Below are 21,402 nucleotides of genomic sequence, written 5' to 3' on the forward strand. Positions count from 1 at the left end.
GAAATGGCATTTGATCTTCAGAAATTGCTAAGGCCACACATTGCTGCATTGAAGCCCTATTCCTCCGCCAGAGATGAATATACAGGTAAAGAAGGGATATTTCTTGATGCCAATGAAAATGCGATAGGCTCAGTATCTGAGCAAGCTTTTAACCGATACCCTGATCCTTATCAGTCAGAATTAAAGAAAAAAATAGGTGAGCTAAAACAAGTACTTCCTACCAATATATTTCTTGGTAATGGAAGTGACGAAGCAATAGATTTGCTATTTAGGGCTTTTTGCAGACCGGGATTAGATAATGTGATAATCATGCCCCCTACTTATGGGATGTATGAAGTAAGTGCAGGTATAAATGATATAGCAACTAAAAAAGTACCTCTTTCCACTTCTTTCGAGATTGAGGTGGGAGAGGTTTTGGCAGCTGTAGATGAATGCACGAAAATTATTTTTATCTGCTCCCCAAATAATCCTAGTGGAAATAAAATTTCCCGCCAATCCATCTATCAAATCCTGACCAATTTTGATGGTTTGGTAGTGATTGACGAAGCATATATTGATTTTAGTGATGAACCTAGTTTCAGTTTAGAGCTAAACCATTATCCAAACATGCTTGTCATGCAAACACTTTCCAAAGCGTGGGGATTGGCAGCATTACGTTTGGGAATGGCTTATGCCTCGAAGGAGATAATTGGTATTCTGAATAAAATAAAGCCTCCATATAATATTAGTGGATTGACACAAGAAACGGTGCTAAATGCCTTGAGTAACACAAAGCTGTTGGAAGACATGGTGAAGGAAATCTTGGTTCAAAAGGAGAAATTAATTTTGGCTTTGGAAGAGATTCCTGAAGTTGAAAAAGTTTATCCTTCAGCAGCTAATTTTCTTTTGGCAAAAGTACCCCATGCCAGCCAAGTATATCAAAAATTGATCGAAGAAAAGATTATTGTAAGGGACCGATCAAAGGTTCAACGCTGTGAGGATTGTTTGCGTATAACGGTAGGAAATGAGGAGGAAAACAAGCAATTTATTCAGGCCTTAAAAGAGGTCCTACAAGTCCATACGAAAACCACTTGAACAAATTAAAGCATGAAAAAAAGCTATTATTTATAGATAGGGATGGTACCATTATTAAAGAACCACCTACTGATTTTCAGGTAGACAGTCTGGAAAAACTTGAATTTATCCCTAGGGCAATCAGCAACTTGGTTAAAATTGCAGAAGATCTAGAATTTGAATTAATTTTGGTAACCAACCAAGATGGTTTGGGGACAGATTCATTTCCGGAAGAGACTTTCTGGCCGGCCCAGTTCAAAATGCTTAAAACACTAGAACAAGAGGGTGTGTTTTTCAAAGACATTCATATAGACAAGACTTTTGAGCATGAAAATGCCCCTACTAGAAAACCAGGGACTGCTTTACTTACTGCTTATCTTAACGGGGATTATGATTTGGAGAATTCCTTTGTAATTGGAGACCGAGAGACCGATGTAACCTTAGCCAAAAATCTAGGTACAAAATCTATCTTTTTTGGTAAAGAAGCGGTGAAAGCTGCGGATATATCGGTGGACAATTGGGATAAGATTTATGAATTCTTGAAGCTTCCTCCCCGGAAGGCAGAGGTGGTGAGAAAAACAGCCGAAACCAATATAGACATTAAATTGAACCTCGATGGCACAGGAAACAGCAGTATTAGTACCGGTCTACCATTTTTTGACCATATGCTGGATCAACTCGCCAAGCACGGAGGTTGTGACCTAGAGATAAAGGTAGAGGGAGACTTACATATAGATGAACACCATACCATAGAAGATACAGGGTTGGCTCTTGGCGAAGCTTATCTGAAAGCAATGGGAGATAAAAAAGGCATCTATAGATATGGGTTTTTACTCCCTATGGATGATTGTCTGGCTCAAGTTGCTGTTGACTTTGGAGGGCGTCCTTGGATTGTTTGGGAAGCCGAATTTAAGCGTGAAAAAATTGGTGATATGCCTACCGAAATGTTCTATCATTTCTTCAAGTCTTTTAGTGATACTTCTAAATGTAATTTGAATATAAAGGCTGAAGGTGACAATGAACACCATAAAATAGAAGCCATATTTAAAGGCCTGGCAAGGGCAATTAAAATGGCAGTAAAGAAAGACCTTGATGCTTTGGATCAACTTCCAAGTACCAAAGGCACTTTATAATTACACTTTCCATTCTCAGTTAATACAAAAGCGGAAGGCCTCATGAAATTGGGGCCTTCTGCTTTTTAAATGAATACCTTTCCGATCATCAATTAAAGTCCTCTTCCAAAGTCACCAAGAAACTAACCAAATCTCTGATTTCTCTTCTGCTTAAAAACTGTTTCATATCAGGCATACTGGAAGGCACGTCTTTTCTCTCCAATATCTGATTTTTCATAATAAGAGTGTCAGGCTGATTTCCCATTTTCAAGGTTATGCTTTGCTCAGTTTCATCCATTTTTATTCCTGCAACCTTTTTATCGTTATCTAAAGAAAGTGTAACCACCCCAAAACCCGGTGCAAGCCTTTTACTTGGATCAATCAATGCTTCAAGTAATTGTTCTCTGGTAAGTCTTGCCCCTACACCATTTAATTTAGGCCCTGCATTTCCACCAAAATCATCATAAGCATGACATTTGATACACTGCGCAGTGGCATGTTGAAAGAAAATTTTTCTCCCTTTCACAAGGTCTCCACCATACAAGCTTCCACTATATGAAGCCAATAAATCATCTTGAGACATGTTCTCATGCACTTTATTGTACCTCTCCTTCAATTGGGCATCTTCTCTGGTTTCCATGGCTTCAAAAAATTCCAACTCTATGGCTTGAGGCAATTTATTCGATTCATATTGAGTCAATAATTTTTCGAAAATATCTTTGGTACTTTTTTGATCAAGTCTGGACAATGTGTTAACTGCCGCCTGTTGCTCTTCAACCGTCCTTTTCTGTATTACTTCGTCCAATAGGGCCGCTTTTCTTTCATCCGGAATGGTCAATTCTTCCAATAAATCTAAACCAGCTACCCTCACACTTCTTTGGCTATCAGAAAGCGCCTTTTCCACGGCCTTGTCCATGGGTGAACCGGGGATTTTGGCCAAAGCCCGTAAACTCTCTGCTCTTACAGCTGCATCATTGTCATTTGATAATACGGTAAGTAAATGCTGGTTGGCAGCTTCAATCTTTAATTCCCCTAAGGCCAGAACTGCACCTTCCCTAATTTCCCTGCTTCCGTCTTTGCTCAGGTCCATCAAAATTTCAGCAGCTGAGGTTTGGAAAGCCATTATGTCTCTAGTGATTTCTCCTCTATACCATCCATCAACTCTATCAAGCACAGATGGCGAGGTCCAAGTGCTTAAGGCGGCTATGGCTTCCACACGCATGGCCTCAGGAGCCTGAGATGAATTTGCATAGCTCAATAAGTTGTTGAAGCCTTCCTCTGTTCCCCATCTCAAATTGGCATTAATAGCTCTTCTTAATAAAGGCTCAGAAGAAAAGTGAGTAGTGGTCAATATTTTTCCTAATTCCGGTATGGCTGCTTCAATCGAGAAATCATCATTGATTGCTCTGGCTACTTCTGCTACAATATATTCATTTTCGTCCTGTAAAAATGAGGTAATTTCCGGATCGCCCAATCTTCTTAGCGCAATAACAGCTCCTAGACGAACAGCCTCAGACGGATGCTTGGACAAATCAGCAATTGTAGAAGCTTCAGCCAATCTGGAAAGCGCCAGACTTGCTGCATGTCTAATATATAAATCTTCATTGTCATTGTCCTGTAACAATTTCACCATTGGTTCAAATGCTGCTTGATGCTTCAATTTCCCTAATGCTTCCGCAGCAAAAAATTGAACCCTCGGCGCCTCAGAATCAAGCAATGGCAGAATATTTCCTGCCGCTTTTGTATATTTTAAATCTCCAAGCCATTTACAAGCTTGGGCTATTATTTCAGGATCTTTGTCTGTCAAGTAAGGGATCAATGCCTCTGCATAACCAGAATTATCTCGGGCTAGTTGAGAAATGCCCCAAATGGAATGCACCCTAGCCAACTGATTGCCTGTATGGGCCAACGCTGCCTTAAATGCTTCCATTCCTTCAGCCCCTCTTTTGGCCAATTCAAATTGTGCCTTTTGCCTTACCCGTTGGTCTTCAAAGCCCAGCAAATCTTTTAATTCTTCAATCGATAATTCGGAATAGTTTTTACTTAAATGGGTTTCAGTTAGTTTTCTAATGGCTGAATTAGAAGTTTCATCTGTAAATTTCCAAATTCTTCCATACCCCTTATTCACCCAACCATCAATCCAATCTGAAAAATACAATGCTCCGTCCGGAGCAAAGTCCATACCTGTGGCCAAAATCCCTGTTAATATCTGTTGGGTCTCTCCCATCTCAAATCCGGCACCTTTTGGTTTCAGGTCAAAAGCATGGATTCCTGACCTGGCAGCATTCCCTCCAAACTCAGCAACGAAAAACTTATTTTTCCACTGTTCTCCTAAACCGGTACCGGGGTTATGTTGGAAACCGGTAGGTCCATTGATGTAATTAGCGATGGTTGGAATAAAATAGGCTGCTTGATCTTCATTTCTTGGCAAGTGCATTTTCTCATCCATCCACACTTTATACCCGTTATTTTTTGGATCACGGTATTTACCAAACTGCCAATTAATTCGCCAGCCAGTGTCTGAGCCCTCTACCAAATAAACAATGCGTTCACTTTCGCCTTTATGGTCACCATCATTGTCTACACTGATAAGGTTTCCGTATTCATCAAAATCAAATTCATGAGTATTTCTCACCCCATAAGCGAAAATTTCAAAATCTGATCCATCAGGATTTGCACGTGCGATCACTCCGCAATTGGGATAATCCAGAAGCTTCCCGTTATCATCTTTACCACTAAAACCAATGTCTCCAATTCCCCAATATATTTTACCTTCAGGCCCCACTTTCAGACCTGACATATTGTGTCCACCAAAGCCAATATGAACACCAAAACCATGCGCCAATGATTCTTTTTTGTCCATCAATCCATCACCATTGGTATCAGTCATTCTCCAAAGATCAGGGGCTACACCTACAAATAATGCGTCATCATACTTTAATACTGCCCCGGCAACATCTGAAGTTTCTTCATTAAAATCACTTGCTATTAAAAGAGACTGATCCGCTTTTCCATCCCCATCGGTATCTTTTACCTCAAACACATTCTCTTTTTCAATGGTAAGGTCCTTCCAGTCATGAGAGCCATCCCCATTGATATCAGGAAGCCATTCATTTTTTTCACTATTCTCAGGAGATAGTTCTTCACGGATAAAAGCTTTACGGTCTGCTACATTTTTAAAACCAATAGAGGCTATTTCCCAGTCTTGATGACTTCGAATATCAAACTCAGAAATTTTCCTTCTATTCGTCTTAGAATAGATGGCATTACCAAAATCATCGATCTGCAAAGAAATCGGATCTGCCACCAAAGAATCAACTGCCCATAAATCCAATTTTAAGTCTTGGTGAAATTCGGGATTTACCAAAGCTTCAATGGCTTTGGCTTGTTGATTTACCTCAGCTTTCGATAGTGATTTTACTTGTAGTGGAACCGCTTTTTCATCTGATTTACATGCGGTAAAGTATAAACCTATAATAAAACATAAAGGAAAAAATTAAAAATTTTATAAGGCTTTTTCAATTTAATATTTCTCAACATGGACATTCATTATATATTAAGACGGGTATAGTTTTACTAATCGTGGCTGAAATAGGCTAGTGATCTTCTTTATCCAAAGTAACCAAAAAGCTAATTAAATCACGAATCTCTCGTTTGGTCAATAGCGCCTTCATATCCGGCATGGAAGACAAGGCATTGGTACGTTCTTTTATATTATCTTTGGATATTTTCTTTTCAGGTTCATTGCCTATTTTTAAAATAATATCGTTTTCACTTTCCTTGACTACTATACCTGAAACGCTTTTACCATCATTTAGTTTTAAGCTAACAGCACCATAACCATCGGCTATTTTGTTACTTGGAGCCACAAGAGCCTCCAATAATTCTTTTCTACTCAATCTTTTTGCGACACCATTTAATCGAGGCCCGGCACTACCTCCAAAATCATCGTAAGAATGACATCGCATGCATTGAGCACTCTGGTTTTGAAAGAAAATCTTTCTACCTTCTATTTTATCTCCTCCAAATAGACTACTATTATAACTTGCCATTACATCACCTTCGTACATTTCCGAGATAATGGAATTGTATTTTGTCAACAAAGCTTCATTCCCTAATGTCTCAAGTGCTTCACTTAATTCCAATTCAACGGCAGAAGGCAAACTTTTATTTTTCATGGCCTCTAGCAATCGGATAAAAACTGGAACAGCATAAGTTGAATCTACTTTTCCTAAAGCTGTTATAGCTGCTTGCCGTTCTTCTAATGTTTGGTTCAATGTAACTTTTTCCAACAAGTTGGCTGCAGTATTTCCGGAAAGGTCCAGCTCTCCCAAAATAGCCAAGCCGGCTATCCTAACACTTTTGTCTTGGTCTGTAGTTGCCAATTCCAATGCAACTTCTATTTCATCAGAATCAATATTGGACAAAGCCTTGATAGCAGCTTCTCGGACCGCAGCTACCTTGTCTGTTTTTAATAGACTTAACAATTTATCTGAAGCATCTGAAATTTTTAAGCTTCCGATAGCAGCCACTGCTGATTTTCGTATTTCAGAATTGGTATGGGCTGTTAATTTCATTAATGGATCGGAGGCCATAGCGCTAATGCCTTGAAGGTCTCGCTTCATTTCACCTCTAAACCTTCCCGTAACCCTGTCAAGCAATGATGGGCTGTCCCAAGTTGATAAAGCTTCGATGGCCTCAATCCTCATTTCTTCGGGAGCAGATTCCAAACCTATGAAATCTAACACTAAGCCTAAGGATTTTGCATTACCAACCCTCAAATTGGCATTGATTGCTCTTCGGAGTAATGGTTCAGAACTTAATCCTCTCCTATTTAAAATTTCCCCTAAATTAGGCAAAGCTTCTTCGATAGAAAAGTCATCATTAATTGCTCTGGCTGCTTCAGCCAATATGTATTCTTCCTGATCATCTAAAAATAATGCTACCTCCGGAGCTTGCATCCGTCGCAAAGCTACTACCGCAGCCACCCTCACAGCCCTAGAAGGGTGATTGTGCAAGGCTGCAATTGCTGAAAGATCTCCTATTCTTGCCAGGGCCAAGCTTCCGGCATGCCGAATATAAACATCTTCATCATTGTTGTTGGCTAAAAGACCTATGATTGGTTGAACAGCAGCTTGAGCTTTGATTCTTCCCAAAGCTTCCGCTGCAAAAAATTGTACGCGTGGAGCCTTGTCTTTAAGAAGTGGAATTATTGCGTTTGCTGCAAGGGTATATCTTATGTCCCCTAACCATCTTGCCGCTTGTGCTCTGATTTCTGAGTCCGAATCTTCCAGTAAAGGAAGTAATAAATCGCCGGCATTTTCTTCCCCCGATCGAGCCAACTGAGCAATTCCCCAGATGGCATGAATTCTAGCTAACTGCTCATTATTTGCGGCTAGTTTTTCCTTAAAAATTTCCAACCCTTCGCTGCCCCTTTTGGCCAATTCGAACTGGGCTTTTTGGCGCACACGCTGATCAGGGTGGCCCAACCAATTCCCAAGGTCTTCCTTATCTTTATTTTTAAAATCAGCCCTGATCAAAATCTCTGTATCTTTCCTTATTTGGCTATTTACTCCTATTGCATCTTCAAGCTTCCATACTCTTCCATTGTCTTTGGTACCCCAACCATCAATCCAATCGGCAAAATAAAGGGCACCGTTCGGGCCAAAATCCATTCCGGTAGGCAGTAGTCCTCCTAAGATTTTTTGAGACTCCGTCATTTCAAAACCTGCCCCTTTGGGATTTAACTTAAATGCATAAATACCAGATCTAGCCGGATTACCTGAAAAACCGGCTACAAAAAAAGTATTCTTCCACCTTTCTCCTAATGCAGTTCCGGGATTGTATAACATACCTGTAGGACCATTGATATAGTTTTTTAAGGGTGGAAGAAAGTAGGCCGCTTGTCCATCCTGTCTGGGTTTAGCCATATTTTCATCCATCCAAACCTTATACCCATTGTTTTTTGGATCTCTGTACTTACCAAATTGCCAATTGATCCTCCAGCCGGTATCAGAGCCTTCAACCAAATAAACAAGCCGTTCACTTTCACCACGATGGTCACCATCATTGTCAACACTGATAAGGTTTCCATAATCATCAAAAACGAACTCATGGGTATTTCTGACACCCATTGCAAAAATTTCGAAATCACTCCCGTCAGGATTAGAACGAGCGATTACTCCCCTATTCGGATACTTATGCTCAATCCCATTTTGATCCACTCCATTGAAACCTATATCCCCAATACCCCAATAAACTCTACCGTCAGGTCCCATTTCCAAACCTGACATTCCATGTCCACCAAAACCAATATGAAGTCCATAGCCATGAGAAATAGAAACTTTCTTGGATGCCAATCCTGTCTTTGGATCCTCACTCACCCGCCACATGTCAGGAGCAGCCCCTACAAATAATTCATCACCATGCTTCATTACTGCACCTGCCACATCTGTCACTTCCTCATATAACTCATCAAATACCAACTGATATTCATCTGCCAAACCATCTCCATCTGTATCTTCAACACGATAAATATGGTCTCTCTCCACAGCCATGTCTTTCCAGTCGTGAAATCCATCCCCATTGACATCTTTTAACCATTCATTTTTATGACTGTTCTCTGGGGACAATTCATCTCGGAGAAATGCACGCTTTTCTTCTATGGTTTGTAATCCGATGGACCTTATTTCCCAATCTTGATGTCTTCTAATATCATGCTCTGAATTTTTCTGTCTATTGGTTCGGCTGTAATACAACCTTCCTTGTTCATCGAAATCAATTGAAATGGGATCAAAAATCATGGAGTCTGATGCCCAAACCTTCACAAACAAACCTGAATCTATTTCAGGCTTCAATTGCTCTTCCAATTCTGCAGCCCACGTTTGGGTTTCTAAAGCGTTAAATTTGGTTATTTTTAGGTCTTGTTCTTCCTTTGAGCCACAACCAAGAAAAATAAAAAAACATCCTATGGAAAAGAAACTCAAAAAAAGAGGGTATTTAACTGTCAATTGCTTCATGGTTTACAATTAATAATTTAGGAAGTCTGCTTTTACTACAATAGAAAAAAACAGAAGATAAAGGAAAACTATCTTCAAAAATTAAGAATTAGGTCTCCTTTGTTAAGGCATATATCCGATACTATTTTGCAATATATCTTTATATACCAGTCCAGAAATATAAGGAAAAGATTATAAGTGAAAAATTAAATTTTTACAAAGATTAGAATCTACTGTTAATGTCCATTCCTACCCTTTTTAATGGTCAAAGCAAGGTGTGAGGGGTCTCTGAGTTTCTGTTCACAATTATTTAAGGCCCTAAAGTTGTGATAAGCGGTTTTCCAAATTTGTCCCTTCCTAGCATTTTTTAAATCCGGTTGCTTATCTAAGCCACCGGGAAACCATTCTCCATTCTCATGGTCAATTAAATACCGCTGTATGTAACCCCATTGGATTTGGAATTTTTCAAAATAGTTCAATGAATCATCCGGGTAAAGGTCTGCCATAATCAAAAGGCTGTTTAGGCCTTCAGCTTGTGCCCACCAATTCTTTGTATCCTTCATCACTTCAGGCTTCGATTCACCGGGAAAATAATAACCTCCATCGTAAAAACCTCCCACTTCATTATCCCAACCATACCTGAGAGAATGATCTACCATTTTCTTTCCAATCTCCCAAGTTTCATAGTCCTCTTCCAGTCCTAAAATATGAGAGGCTTCCATCATCAAATAAGCCGTTTCTACATCATGTCCATAAGATACATGGTCTATGGAATGATGCTTTTCTATAACATCTCTTCCTTTATCTCTAAAACTTACCGGCGTCCAATCTGGAAATAAAAACAGTTGTAAATACCCCTCATTTTGTACGATTTTATCCCTAATAATGGCAAGTAATTCTTTAGTTCTCTGTTTTAACAAGGGGTCTTTCCAAACTCCATACAATTCAGTAAAAGCTTCCAATAAATGAATACTACTGTTTTGATCCTTGTACCCAATAGTAGCGGTAGAGGCTGTGTTACTGTCACGCTTCAAAACTGTACCGTCCAAAGCCAAGGATTGGAAATAACCTCCAAATTGCGGATCATAACTGTGCTCTTCTAGCCAATAAAAGGCCTTCTTAGCCAGTTCTAGTACCTCAGGGTTTGAAGTAACCTTATAATAAGCTGCCAATCCATATATGCCAAAGGCATTGCCATAGGCTGTTTTGGGACCAATTCCACTCGATTTCACTTTTCCTTCCCGACTAAGTAATGTATGAAAACCGCCATTTTCCTTGTCCCAAAACTTATCCCTCAAAAACGTAAATCCAAGCTTTGCACCTTCATAATAATGTTTTGTATCGGGACTTCTTTCTATCATTTTAGACAAAGTCCACAAATGTCTGGCTTGTGAAACAATCATCTTGTCCTGATCTTCAGTAGGATTAAATGCAGCATCAAAAGAGCTAATATAACCTCCATATTGGGTATCATAGGCCTTGGGGTACCAGTGATTGATTAATTCATTATTGATGGAGTAAGCCATTTCATCTGCCAATTTAATTCTTTCGGATTTTTGGCCAAGAATTGGTTGTACAAGACAGGTAATCACAATAACTACAAGGGAGAGAAACTTCATGAAATTTTGGGTTTAAATAATTACTTAAATTTAATTTCATTCTTTGGGATTTCCAACAAAGTAAATTTTAAGGCGATAAAGGAAATAAATCTAAAATGGAAAGCCTATTTCAAAACAGTTCAAAGTTGAATAACTGGTTTTTATTTAACTATTTAGTTATTAAACTGGTAAAACAATTGATAAACTGAAAAACCCGTTGTATATTTATATAAATTTATAATTCGAATCAGTATGGAAAAGTTAACCAAAAAGGAAGAAGAGCTAATGCAAATCCTTTGGCAACTTAAAAAAGCTTTTGTAAAAGACATTGTAGCCAAATACCCGGATCCTAAGCCACATTACAACACCGTTTCATCTCTTATAAGGGTCTTGCAGGAAAAAGGAATCGTTGGATTCAATGCCTATGGAAATACCTACGAATATTATCCTTTACTTAAGAAAGAAGCCTACCGTAAAATTTACATGAAAGAAATTGTTAGCCAATACTTTGACAATTCTTTTCCCAGTGCTGTTGCAGCCTTTGTGAAAGAGGAAGAGTTGGATGAAAAAGAAGTTGAAGAATTGATCAAATTAATACAATCTAAATAAGTTATGGAGGCTCTTTTTATATATTTATTGAAGGTATCGATCTCTACCAATGTAATGTACCTCTCCTACCATTTTTTGCTAAAGAGGTATAAACAATTTTCATTTAACCGCATTTACCTGCTACTTGTTCTCCCATTGTCACATATCATCCCATTGATACAAATACCTGTCAAGGAAGATCTTTCAACAAGCACTGTGCATATCAGGGGAATCAATTCAATTACTTCAAGTTCAAGTGAAATAATTCAGCAAACGAGTCATGATGAAACCTTTAATTGGCTTTTCCTATTGACTTTAATTTATAGTATTGGAATAATAATTGGTCTTGCAAGATTTGTTATAAGCTACTTTCAAGCATATAAGATTTACAAAGCAGCAGAAAGAAACCAAATAGAAGGTCAAACGGTCTATTTATCCGAAAAAAACATTCGCGCTTTTACCTTCATTAATAAGATCATTATTGGGAAAAACATCCTTCATCACCCGGACTTAAAAATGGTAATAGACCATGAAAAGGTGCACCTCAGGGAGAAGCATTTCATTGATTTATTTATGATTGAATTGTTATCAGCCTTCCATTGGTATAATCCTGCAACCTATATGCTCAATAAAGCAACTAGATTAAACCTCGAATACCAAGTTGATGCCAAAGTAGTGGAAAAATCGAATATGAGGAAATACCAAATGGCATTGATTTCTATGGTCAGTGATCGAATGGCCTTACCTCAATTCACAGAGCTCAATTCTAATAACCTCAAAAACCGTATCCTCATGATGAAATCTCAAAACACATCGAAATTTTCAAAATTAAGGAAAATAGGGCTGCTACCTATCTTTCTAATCTTGTTGGCAGGCTTATCTGAAAAAACACCTACAATCGAAGAAAGTGATAGTCTGGAAAAAGAATTAATGGCAACAGAAATCCCATTAGTCAAAGGAAAATCAACTAATAATGAGATTACTACTATAGATGAAATGACTAGGTATTTTTCCAAATCGCTAAGGTACCCCGAAGAGTCGAAAAAATTTGGACAGGTTGGATTGGTGACTATATATTTTAAAACAAATAACAATGGTGAATTGACAGGAGTTTATGAAGTGCAACCTGCCGGAGAGGTTTATTATTTACCGGATGGAAACCTAAAACGTGATCCCTTTAAAAGGGATGACATTGTAATCGTCGGCTTTGTGAGCAATCCATTAGAAAAACCCATACTAATTAATGAATCAAACCAGCATCCAAGGTTGTATGAAGAATGCAAAAGAGTAATTAAAGATCTTCCAATCCTCAACATTGAAGAACTTAAAGGCAAAACGGTTGAAATTGAATTTAGATTTAAATTGAAATAAGATAGTTTATAAAAGAAAATTTATCTACGCTCTTCCAAATCAACCAAAAGCACTTTCCTCGATTTTTCGAACTTTTTGTTAAAAAAACCTGCAAACAAATTAATAAACCCTTTTCATTCCTTCCTTTTATCAGGATGCCTTATATTTGCGCACGCATAATAAAAAGCCAAGTAGAATGAATGATTTTATAGCTGAATTAAAGTGGCGGGGCATGATACAGGACATGACCGCAGGATTGGAAGAACATATACAAAAAGGAACAGCAGCAGCCTATCTTGGTTTCGACCCCACTGCCGATTCACTTCATATAGGCCATTTGGTTGGGGTAATGACTTTACTCCATTTTCAGCGTTCAGGACATCAACCCGTTGCGCTTATAGGTGGTGCTACAGGTATGATTGGAGATCCATCCTTTAAATCAGCTGAAAGAAACCTATTGGACAAGGCTACCCTGGATCAAAACATTGCCGGGATCCGTAAGCAATTAGAGAAATTTTTAGATTTTGATGCAGAGGCATCAAATAAAGCCCTCTTGGTAAACAACTATGACTGGATGTCTGAATTTTCATTTTTGGAATTCATCCGGGATGTTGGCAAGTACATTACCGTCAATTATATGATGGCAAAAGATTCTGTCAAAAGAAGGCTTGAAGATGGCTATGGATTGTCATTTACAGAGTTTACCTACCAACTGATTCAAGGGTATGATTTTTATTACCTATGGAAAAACAAAGGATGCAGCATACAGTTAGGCGGTTCTGATCAGTGGGGAAACATTGTGACAGGTACTGAATTGATTAGAAAAAAGAAGGTGGAGAGGCTTATGCACTTACCGTTCCTCTGATTACGAAAGCTGATGGCACCAAATTTGGGAAAACTGAAGGTGGAAGTGTTTGGTTAGACCCAGAAAAAACTTCCCCTTATGCATTTTACCAGTTCTGGCTTAATGTTTCTGATGAAGACGCATCCAAGTACATCCGGATTTTCACCACCTTGGACCAAAAAACTGTTGAGGATTTAGAGAAAGAGCACCAAGAAGCGCCCCATCTTCGGGCTTTACAAAAAGCCTTGGCAAAAGACATCACCATTCTGGTTCACAGTGAAAAAGAATACGAGGTGGCCCTTAAAGCTTCTGGAATTCTTTTCGGAAAATCATCGCTCGAAGATTTGGCTACCTTAGATGAGCGTACTTTTCTTCAGGTTTTTGATGGTGTAGATGTGATTGAAATGGATCAAGCTACCTATGAAAATGCAGAAAGCGCTCTTGATTTATTGACCACGGACCAAACAATTTTTAAATCTAAAGGTGAAGCCCGGAAAATGATTCAAGGAGGAGGAGTATCTCTTAACAAGCAGAAAATAGAGGATCCAAACAATAAGGTGGAGACGACTTTACTCCAAGATAAATACCTTTTGGTACAAAAAGGAAAGAAAAATTATTATATAATCAAGGTGCTTTCATAAAATTTAAAATAGGGATTGACGATTAATAGGCATAAAATAGCATATGGGCGTTTACGAAAGACAGCAAAAAGAGAAAAAAATCCTTGAATCCGCCATCGTTTTGTTTGGTGAAAAAGGTCTCCATGCCACCAAAGTAGAAGACGTAGCTAAAAAGGCTAAAATTAGTAAAGGTCTTGTTTATTTTTATTATAAAAGTAAGGAAGACCTTTACATGGCTATCACTAAAAAAGGGATCGAGGAATTAAAAGAGGTCTTCAATAAATCTTTCGGCAAAGGAAAAGACAAGACAGGCATAGAAGTAATGACTGACTTGGTCAATGGCTATTTTCTTTTTGTTCAAGAAAAGAAAGTATTTCATGATGCCATTCTCTACTTCCTATCAGTTTTGGAATTGTATCAGCAAGACCAGGATAAAGTAAACCCTTTGCTTTTGGAAAGTCAATATTTTAATAAATTGCTCCAAAGCCATAACGATTTGGCAAAAATTGGTATTAAAGCCATTTCACAAGGGATCAAAGATGGAAGTATGCGTCCTGATTTACAAGCAGACAGCACCTTCTATACCATTTGGAGCATGTTAATTGGGTATTGTAGGTTATCCGGCTCAGTAAATCTTGAACCAAATGACATTAAAATCAACGCAGAAAGTTGGAAAAATGGCTTCAACAAAATTCTATTTGAAATTCTGAAAGGAACAAATAGCCCGGTAAAATCTCAACCGGTGCAAGGTAATCTTTTCTAGGGGAGATATATTTTTTTAAGGTTAAAATCCCATTATCCGACTAATATTTACTTTAGGCATTGTTATTGTTCTATAATGTACAATAAACTAAAGAAAATACTATGGATTTATTAATTGGAGCTTTAACAATTGTAGCAATTGTAATTGCAATATTTTTACTTTACAATAAAATTTTCAAAACCAAAAAACTCAATGGTGATGCTGAACAAGAAATTTCAGCCAAAGAGGTTTTGGGTAAAGAGGTTACTAATATTGAAAAACAACAAGAGGGTGAAAATGTAAAGAGGGACTTGAAAAGCCGGCAAAACGATTCCTAAATAGGCTTTAAATCATTCAATAGGGTATTAAAAACTTTGTCTCTCAATTCAACGCTTTGAGTAAGACTTATTTATATTTCACATTTGTCCGGAGAGACAATAACACAATTGGTCTGATCTATAAGAAAAATTGAGGATTATTAACTAAAAATCAAGCTCAACTCTCCTTAATAGGAAACTAAGGAAATAAAATTCTGTTGGATAATTCGGCTTTAAATTTTAAATTTGACTAGACACAGTTTTGACTTCCTAAAACGAAATTTATATGGATTTAAGCTCACTATTTTCATTACATGGAAAAGTCGCTATAATTACGGGCGCAAGTAGTGGAATTGGTTTTTCAATTGCCCATTTTTTTGCTGCGGCAGGAGCCAAAGTGGTGATAAATAGTAGAAACCAAGAACGACTAGATGAGGCTATTGGCAAACTAAAGGAAAAGGGATACATAGCCATGGGCGTTGCCAATAACATAGGTTATGAAAATGACCGTAAAAACTTGATCGAAGAGACCGTAAATAAATATGGTCAGATCGATATACTTGTTAATAATGCAGCTACAAATCCGGTTTATGGGGCTATAGAGGATACAGACTTAGGCGTTTTTGACAAAATCTTGGACGTAAACCTTAAAGCACCTTATGAGCTGTCAAAATTAAGTCTTCCCTTTTTGAAACAATCTTCTGCAGCATCAATTATAAATATAAGCTCAATTAGCGCATTATCTCCAGAGAAAGGCTTAGGCCTTTATAGTGTGAGTAAAATGGCACTGGTATCCTTAACCAAAGCTTTTGCAAAAGAATGGGGAGCTTATAATATTCGAGTAAATGCCATCTGCCCGGGCTTGATTAAAACCAAGTTCTCGGAAGTGTTGTGGTCAAATCAAGCCCTTAGAGAAAAATTTCTAAGTGAACTCCCCCTCAAAAGAATTGGAGAAGAAGACGAAATCGGTTCCATGGCCCTATTTCTGGCCTCTCAAGCTTCTAGTTATACTACAGGAAGTGTATTTACTGTAGATGGAGGATTTCAAGCGTAATTTAATTCTATATAACTCTGCGAGAATATTATTGATCGAAATCTAAAGTACAGATTTCACCAAAGTTTTTAAAATTAAAGCCATAAAATCCTAATTTTATGGCTTTAATTTTACCTATACCTTTGAGTTTTTACCTGATTAAACCAGGATATTTTAGTAGGATTTCTCCGTCCTGTCAATGGACATGGGTGATACCTGTCCCGCGTTTACGAGAAGTGTTGCCATCTTGCAACAAGATAAGGCTGTTGGAAAGTTTTGGGATAGCACCGCTATTGTGAAATCAAAAGAAGCAACGAAGTGGTTGAATTTGAATCGAATCCAGCACCTAATAGATTGTCTAATGCATATTTCGGATTAAATCTAGAATTGGACACATCCAGTATTTCAGTTTTCACTTCTATTTCTCAGAGGCTTCATTTTCTTCATCACTTTCTTCTTCTATTTCAATAATTTTGACTTTCACAGCCTCTTTTATGGGTGTAACATGCCCTCCAATATTTTCAGCAATATAGTAGGTCAATTGGGCCCCAAAAAGAAAAATAAGCACTGAATAATATACCCAAATCAATACCACTACCAGTGAACCTGCAGTACCGTAGTAACTGCCTACATCTGCATTACCTATGTACAGGCCAATTAAATATTTTCCCAAGCCAAAAAGCAACATCGTCACAAAAGCACCTAACCATACATCCTTCCACTTTACTTTGGCGTCGGGGAGGATCTTATACATTAATCCAAACACAAGAACAAATATGGATTGAGTAACTAAAAAATTGATTACCGAGGCCCACCTTAAGGTACTATTCTCAAAAATTCCGGAAAAATAATTTAACAAGATAACAATAAATGCATCTGCTAGAAGAGATACCAATAACAGAAAGCCTATGGAAGCAACCATTGAAAAACTTAAGAAACGATTCATTAAAAATTTTAAAAATCCCTTTTCCGGTTTTGATCTGATGTGCCAAATATGATTGATACTATTTTGTAAACTTACAAAAACGGTGGTTGCAGAAAATACAAGAACTCCTATACCTATAATCCGTGCGTACATGGTTTGTCCGGTCACAGATACATTGGACATTACATCTTCCAGCGTTGCGGCACTTTCAGAACCCATCATTTTAGAGACCTGAGCCAATAATTCCTCCTTTACTGTCTCTTCATTTAAAATTACCGAGGCAATATTTAAAATAATGATCAATAAGGCAGGTAGTGAAAATATTGTATAAAAAGCAGTGGAAGCAGCAAAGGTAAAAGAATCATTTTTACCAAAATCTTTTACCCCATCTATTAATATTTCAAATACGGAATACTTTTTCAGCCGTTTTATTTTACTTTTTATCATATAATTATTGCCTACATTTTTTCGTGAGAATTGTACCAAAAACCATTCCTATTTTCCTACCTAAGCCCAAATAAAAGGTAATCTTATTGAGCATACCGGTACAACCCAATGATACATTCACCATTGACCCCGAATCATGAAATAGGATTTGGAGTGAACATTGTCACCCAATGAAAATCAGGCCGTTGAGAGGTTTAGAAAAGCTTTTGATACGGTGTCAAAATAAAAACCACATAAAAGCTGATTCTGAAGATATTCCAGCACCTAATGGAAGGTTATTCTAAAACAGGTTAGTGAGGAAATGGTTTAACTTGCCAAAAAAAGGCTAAAAAGTCGTGAAAGCATATGGTAGTATTAAATAAAATGTAAATCTTCATTTATCCCCCTTCAACAATTCCTGAAAATAAAGGGTAAAGATTGTTTAGGCTTACCTAATTCCTTGATCAGGATATTTTCCGGTAATTGTTCTTCCAAAGGCTTTCATTTCATCCATTTGGTCTTGAAGATTTCCATTTGGTTGAATAACAGGGCCTATACCGGCTAATTTTCTTTTATAATCTAAAAAACCAACCACTACAGGTACTTTCGCACCAAGTGCAATATGATAAAACCCGGATTTCCATCTTGGGGCATAACTCCTGGTACCTTCAGGAGTAACCATCATCACCAATTCATCTGATTCATTAAGCATTTGAATCATGGCCTCGGTATAAGTTTGTTTCCGCTTTCCAATCACCTTTTTTCTATCAATAGGAATACCTCCCAAAGCTTTGATTAACCAGCCCAAAGGGCCCACCATGATTTCCTTTTTAATGGTAAACTTGACAGGAACTTCCATCAGATAAAAAGCGGAAAGCGCATAAATTAAATCCCAATTACTTGTATGGGGTATGGCTATCAGGACCGCTTTTTTTAAGCCTTCGGGCCATTTTCCAGAGATTTTCCAACCTGAAATCCAAAATATTAATCGGGCAAGTAATTTCATGATTTATTGATTGTTGCTATCTTGATTTTTTAAATCAAGTAAAGGTTGATTTTCTTTTAAATAATTTTTACAAAAAAGGTAACCTGTTTCAAAAATCTCTGTAGCTTTTTTCACTTCTAATACCCCAAACTGAGCCAAACCTGGAGGATCCATAAAGTAATCACATTGATTTTTTCTACTGTAAACATTATAGTTCAAGGACATTATTACCGACCGTTCTATCAGCCCTTTGATATTAGGCTCCCCTTTTAATATCGTCAAATTATTACAGTTCACACCAATAATGGTATCGCACAAGCCAATAAGTGGTTCTACCGGAAGATTATTTAGTACTCCCCATCCACATATAGCATATCGTTGAGTAATATTGGCTCAAACATACCGGGTATACAAGAGGAAGCCATTAAGCGCTTGATCAATGGACCTTCCGAGAAATATTCGGTTCTACTATTTTGAAAGTTGGTAGCTGTAACAAAAATGGGAATATTTAATGCAGAGAAATCATCCTCCGGTAAATATTTAGCAAATAAATCTGCCAACAGATCCATTTTCAACAAAGCTTTAAAACTAATGGAAGGTTTAAAGAATTTGAAGTAATTAGTCTGAGTGATAATGTTAAAGATTGTTTCCGGCGGATATCCATGCGCATACAAAGCCGCAACAATGGCTCCTGCACTACTTCCTGAAATATAATCGGGAGATATTCCTTCTTCATTGAGCCCTTGCAAGATACCTAGGTGAGCGATTCCTCTCACCCCACCCCCGGACAAGGCAATGCCTATTTTATTCTTTTTTTCAAAATAACAATTAATAGGAAATCAGTTTAAAATACACCCCTAATAATCTCTATAACTGATACATTACTCCTGAACGATGCCCATAGCACAAAATTTCTCTATTCTTTTTTCAATTCTTTTGTCCACTTTCATTTTGTCAAGTTCCACCAGAGCTTCCTTGATCTTGGCTTTAATTCTAGCAGCCATATCAGACATGTTTCGATGTGCCCCACCAAGTGGTTCTTCTATTATGGCATCAACCAAACCATTGTTTTTCATGTCAGTACCTGTAAGCTTTAGGGCTTCAGCAGCCTGTTCTTTGTGGTCCCAACTTCTCCAAAGAATTGTGGAGCAGTTTTCGGGAGAAATAACAGAATACCAAGAGTTTTCAAGCATCATTACTTTGTCTCCTATGGCAATGCCTAAAGCTCCACCAGATGCCCCCTCCCCTATGATGATACAAATCACAGGAACTTTTAATTTGAACATTTCCCGAAGATTTTTAGCAATGGCTTCACCCTGTCCTCTTTCTTCTGCTTCAATGCCCGGATAGGCACCGGGAGTATCTATTAAAGTAATGATAGGTTTATTAAATTTTTCGGCCATTTTCATAAGCCGCAATGCCTTCCTGTAGCCTTCCGGATTAGCCATCCCAAAATTCCTTTCCTGACGGAGTTTTGTATTTCTTCCTTTTGCTGACCAATAAACATGACAGACCTTCCATCAATATCACCAAGGCCACCAATCATTGCTTTGTCATCCTTTACTGTCCTATCTCCATGCAATTCAATAAAATCATTGGTCATTTCATAGATATAGTCCAAGGCATAAGGTCTATCCGCATGTCGGGAAAGCTGTACTCTTTGCCAGCGGGTAAGGTTATGAAAAGTTTCTTTCTTTAATAATTGAAGCTTTTCTTCTAAAGATTGAATATCTGAAGACAAGTCTATGTTTTTTTCATTTGCCAACTGAATCATTTCTTGAAGTTTAAGTTCAAGGTCAGCTATAGGCTTTTCAAATTCTAATACCATAAAGTGAAGTTTTGAAGCATCAAAGATAAAAATTAATTTTTGATTACCTGACCAACTTTTATCAAAGATGGTTATTAATCATTTTATATCAGGATATGATTTTACCATCTTTCATGGTTAACATGCGGTCTGACATCCCCGCCAAAGATTGGTTATGCGTAACAATTACAAAAGACTGCCCCAACTCATCTCTAAGTTTAAAAAACAATTCATGTAAAGATTGGGCATTTTCTGTATCAAGATTCCCGCTAGGTTCATCTGCGAAAATAATATCAGGGTTATTCACCAATGCCCTTGCCACAGCCACTCTTTGCTGCTCTCCTCCGGATAATTGAGCAGGCTTATGCCCTAGACGTGAGGAGATTCCCAGCAGTGCTGCCAATTCTTTGGTTCTTTTCCTAAGTTTATCTTCTGATCTTTTACCGATTAGACCCGGAATCCAAATATTTTCTTCGGCAGTGAACTCCGGTAGCAGATTATGAAACTGGAAAATAAAACTAATTTTATCATTTCTGAAACTGGCGAGTTTATCTCCACTTAATTTCAAAACATCAATACCATCTACTGTCAAGGTTCCTTCATCAGGCTTATCCAAGGTTCCTAATATATGCAATAAGGTGCTTTTACCGGCGCCTGAAGCTCCGACTATGGAAACAATTTCTCCTTTTTGAATTGTTACATCTACCCCTTTCAGGACATGAAGGTCTCCATAATATTTTTGAACTGACTGCGCAACGAACATATATTTAAAGGTAATTTATGTGAGTGTTTGGGACAAACATAGGTGTATTTTAAAATTAATCAAAAATAATATTTCTTTGGGAGGTTAAATTTACAGCAAGCCCTTTACCCGCTATTGGCTTGATTTTTAATCCTATGAAAAGATAATAATACCATGACAGCAAACAAACATTAAAAGAATCAACAAAAAGCCTATGATAAATCTTGAATAATCGGACATTTGACATTAACTTCGGGCAAAA

The 21,402-nt window shown here is 37.7% G+C and carries 15 protein-coding genes and 2 pseudogenes; 8 read left to right on the forward strand and 9 right to left on the reverse strand.

Annotated elements, in window-relative coordinates; genetic code table 11:
• Positions 1-3: 3 nt before the first annotated feature.
• Together hisC and hisB are read left to right on the forward strand one after the other, a co-directional pair.
• The gene (gene hisC / locus WG932_RS07220) at positions 4-1,074 is read left to right on the forward strand and encodes a histidinol-phosphate transaminase (protein ID WP_014022598.1); all 1,071 of its coding nucleotides are present in this window, start codon (positions 4-6) and stop codon (positions 1,072-1,074) included.
• The gene (hisB, locus tag WG932_RS07225; RefSeq protein WP_483087471.1) at positions 1,071-2,186 is read left to right on the forward strand and encodes a bifunctional histidinol-phosphatase/imidazoleglycerol-phosphate dehydratase HisB; all 1,116 of its coding nucleotides are present in this window, start codon (positions 1,071-1,073) and stop codon (positions 2,184-2,186) included. The genes hisC and hisB overlap by 4 nt, the downstream gene beginning before the upstream one ends.
• Positions 2,187-2,274: 88 nt before the next feature.
• Here the strand turns inward: hisB and WG932_RS07230 are convergent, their stop codons facing one another.
• The 3 genes from WG932_RS07230 to WG932_RS07240 all read right to left on the reverse strand — a co-directional run bounded on the left by WG932_RS07230 (position 2,275) and on the right by WG932_RS07240 (position 10,782).
• A complete protein-coding gene (locus WG932_RS07230) occupies positions 2,275-5,532 on the reverse strand; it encodes a HEAT repeat domain-containing protein (protein WP_483087472.1) in 3,258 nt (1,085 codons plus the stop codon).
• Between the two features lie 229 nt (positions 5,533-5,761).
• Positions 5,762-9,184, reverse strand: coding sequence for a HEAT repeat domain-containing protein (locus WG932_RS07235; protein ID WP_483087473.1), 3,423 nt, complete (start codon positions 9,182-9,184; stop codon positions 5,762-5,764).
• 215 nt (positions 9,185-9,399) lie between these two features.
• Positions 9,400-10,782 (reverse strand): AGE family epimerase/isomerase, encoded by a 1,383-nt coding sequence (locus WG932_RS07240; protein ID WP_483087474.1) that lies wholly within the window; start codon positions 10,780-10,782, stop codon positions 9,400-9,402.
• A 231-nt stretch (positions 10,783-11,013) separates the two neighbouring features.
• Between WG932_RS07240 and WG932_RS07245 the strand changes: the two genes are divergently transcribed.
• The 6 genes and pseudogenes from WG932_RS07245 (at position 11,014) to WG932_RS07270 (ending at position 16,276) form a co-directional block, all read left to right on the forward strand.
• Complete coding sequence (locus WG932_RS07245) at positions 11,014-11,370, forward strand: BlaI/MecI/CopY family transcriptional regulator (RefSeq protein WP_014022603.1); 357 nt, start codon at positions 11,014-11,016, stop codon at positions 11,368-11,370.
• Positions 11,371-11,373: 3 nt separating this feature from the next.
• Positions 11,374-12,720 (forward strand): M56 family metallopeptidase, encoded by a 1,347-nt coding sequence (locus WG932_RS07250; protein WP_483087475.1) that lies wholly within the window; start codon positions 11,374-11,376, stop codon positions 12,718-12,720.
• A 175-nt stretch (positions 12,721-12,895) separates the two neighbouring features.
• Positions 12,896-14,184 (forward strand): annotated as a pseudogene (tyrS, locus tag WG932_RS07255) (tyrosine--tRNA ligase).
• Positions 14,185-14,227: 43 nt separating this feature from the next.
• Positions 14,228-14,926: a TetR/AcrR family transcriptional regulator gene (locus tag WG932_RS07260; protein WP_014022606.1), complete on the forward strand. Its 699-nt coding sequence runs from the start codon at positions 14,228-14,230 to the stop codon at positions 14,924-14,926.
• Between the two features lie 101 nt (positions 14,927-15,027).
• Positions 15,028-15,243: a hypothetical protein gene (locus tag WG932_RS07265; protein ID WP_014022607.1), complete on the forward strand. Its 216-nt coding sequence runs from the start codon at positions 15,028-15,030 to the stop codon at positions 15,241-15,243.
• 265 nt (positions 15,244-15,508) lie between these two features.
• The gene (locus tag WG932_RS07270; protein WP_014022608.1) at positions 15,509-16,276 is read left to right on the forward strand and encodes an SDR family NAD(P)-dependent oxidoreductase; all 768 of its coding nucleotides are present in this window, start codon (positions 15,509-15,511) and stop codon (positions 16,274-16,276) included.
• A 397-nt stretch (positions 16,277-16,673) separates the two neighbouring features.
• Here the strand turns inward: WG932_RS07270 and WG932_RS07275 are convergent, their stop codons facing one another.
• The 6 genes and pseudogenes from WG932_RS07275 to WG932_RS07300 form a co-directional block, all read right to left on the reverse strand.
• Positions 16,674-17,627 (reverse strand): YihY/virulence factor BrkB family protein, encoded by a 954-nt coding sequence (locus tag WG932_RS07275; protein ID WP_014022609.1) that lies wholly within the window; start codon positions 17,625-17,627, stop codon positions 16,674-16,676.
• Positions 17,628-18,054: 427 nt separating this feature from the next.
• Positions 18,055-18,612 carry a 1-acyl-sn-glycerol-3-phosphate acyltransferase gene (locus WG932_RS07280; RefSeq protein WP_483087476.1) on the reverse strand — a complete coding sequence of 186 codons (558 nt, stop codon included), beginning with the start codon at positions 18,610-18,612 and terminating at the stop codon, positions 18,055-18,057.
• A 3-nt stretch (positions 18,613-18,615) separates the two neighbouring features.
• Positions 18,616-18,873, reverse strand: coding sequence for a hypothetical protein (locus WG932_RS07285; RefSeq protein ID WP_483087477.1), 258 nt, complete (start codon positions 18,871-18,873; stop codon positions 18,616-18,618).
• Positions 18,874-18,938: 65 nt separating this feature from the next.
• Entirely contained in the window at positions 18,939-19,382 is a 444-nt protein-coding gene (locus tag WG932_RS07290) for a patatin-like phospholipase family protein (protein ID WP_483087478.1), read from the reverse strand.
• A gap of 90 nt (positions 19,383-19,472) precedes the next feature.
• Positions 19,473-20,419: pseudogene (locus WG932_RS07295) on the reverse strand (acetyl-CoA carboxylase carboxyltransferase subunit alpha).
• An 88-nt stretch (positions 20,420-20,507) separates the two neighbouring features.
• Positions 20,508-21,161, reverse strand: a complete 654-nt coding sequence (locus WG932_RS07300; protein ID WP_149392902.1) for an ABC transporter ATP-binding protein — start codon at positions 21,159-21,161, stop codon at positions 20,508-20,510.
• Positions 21,162-21,402 lie beyond the last annotated feature (241 nt).

Source organism: Cyclobacterium sp. SOCE241 (assembly GCF_056867545.1).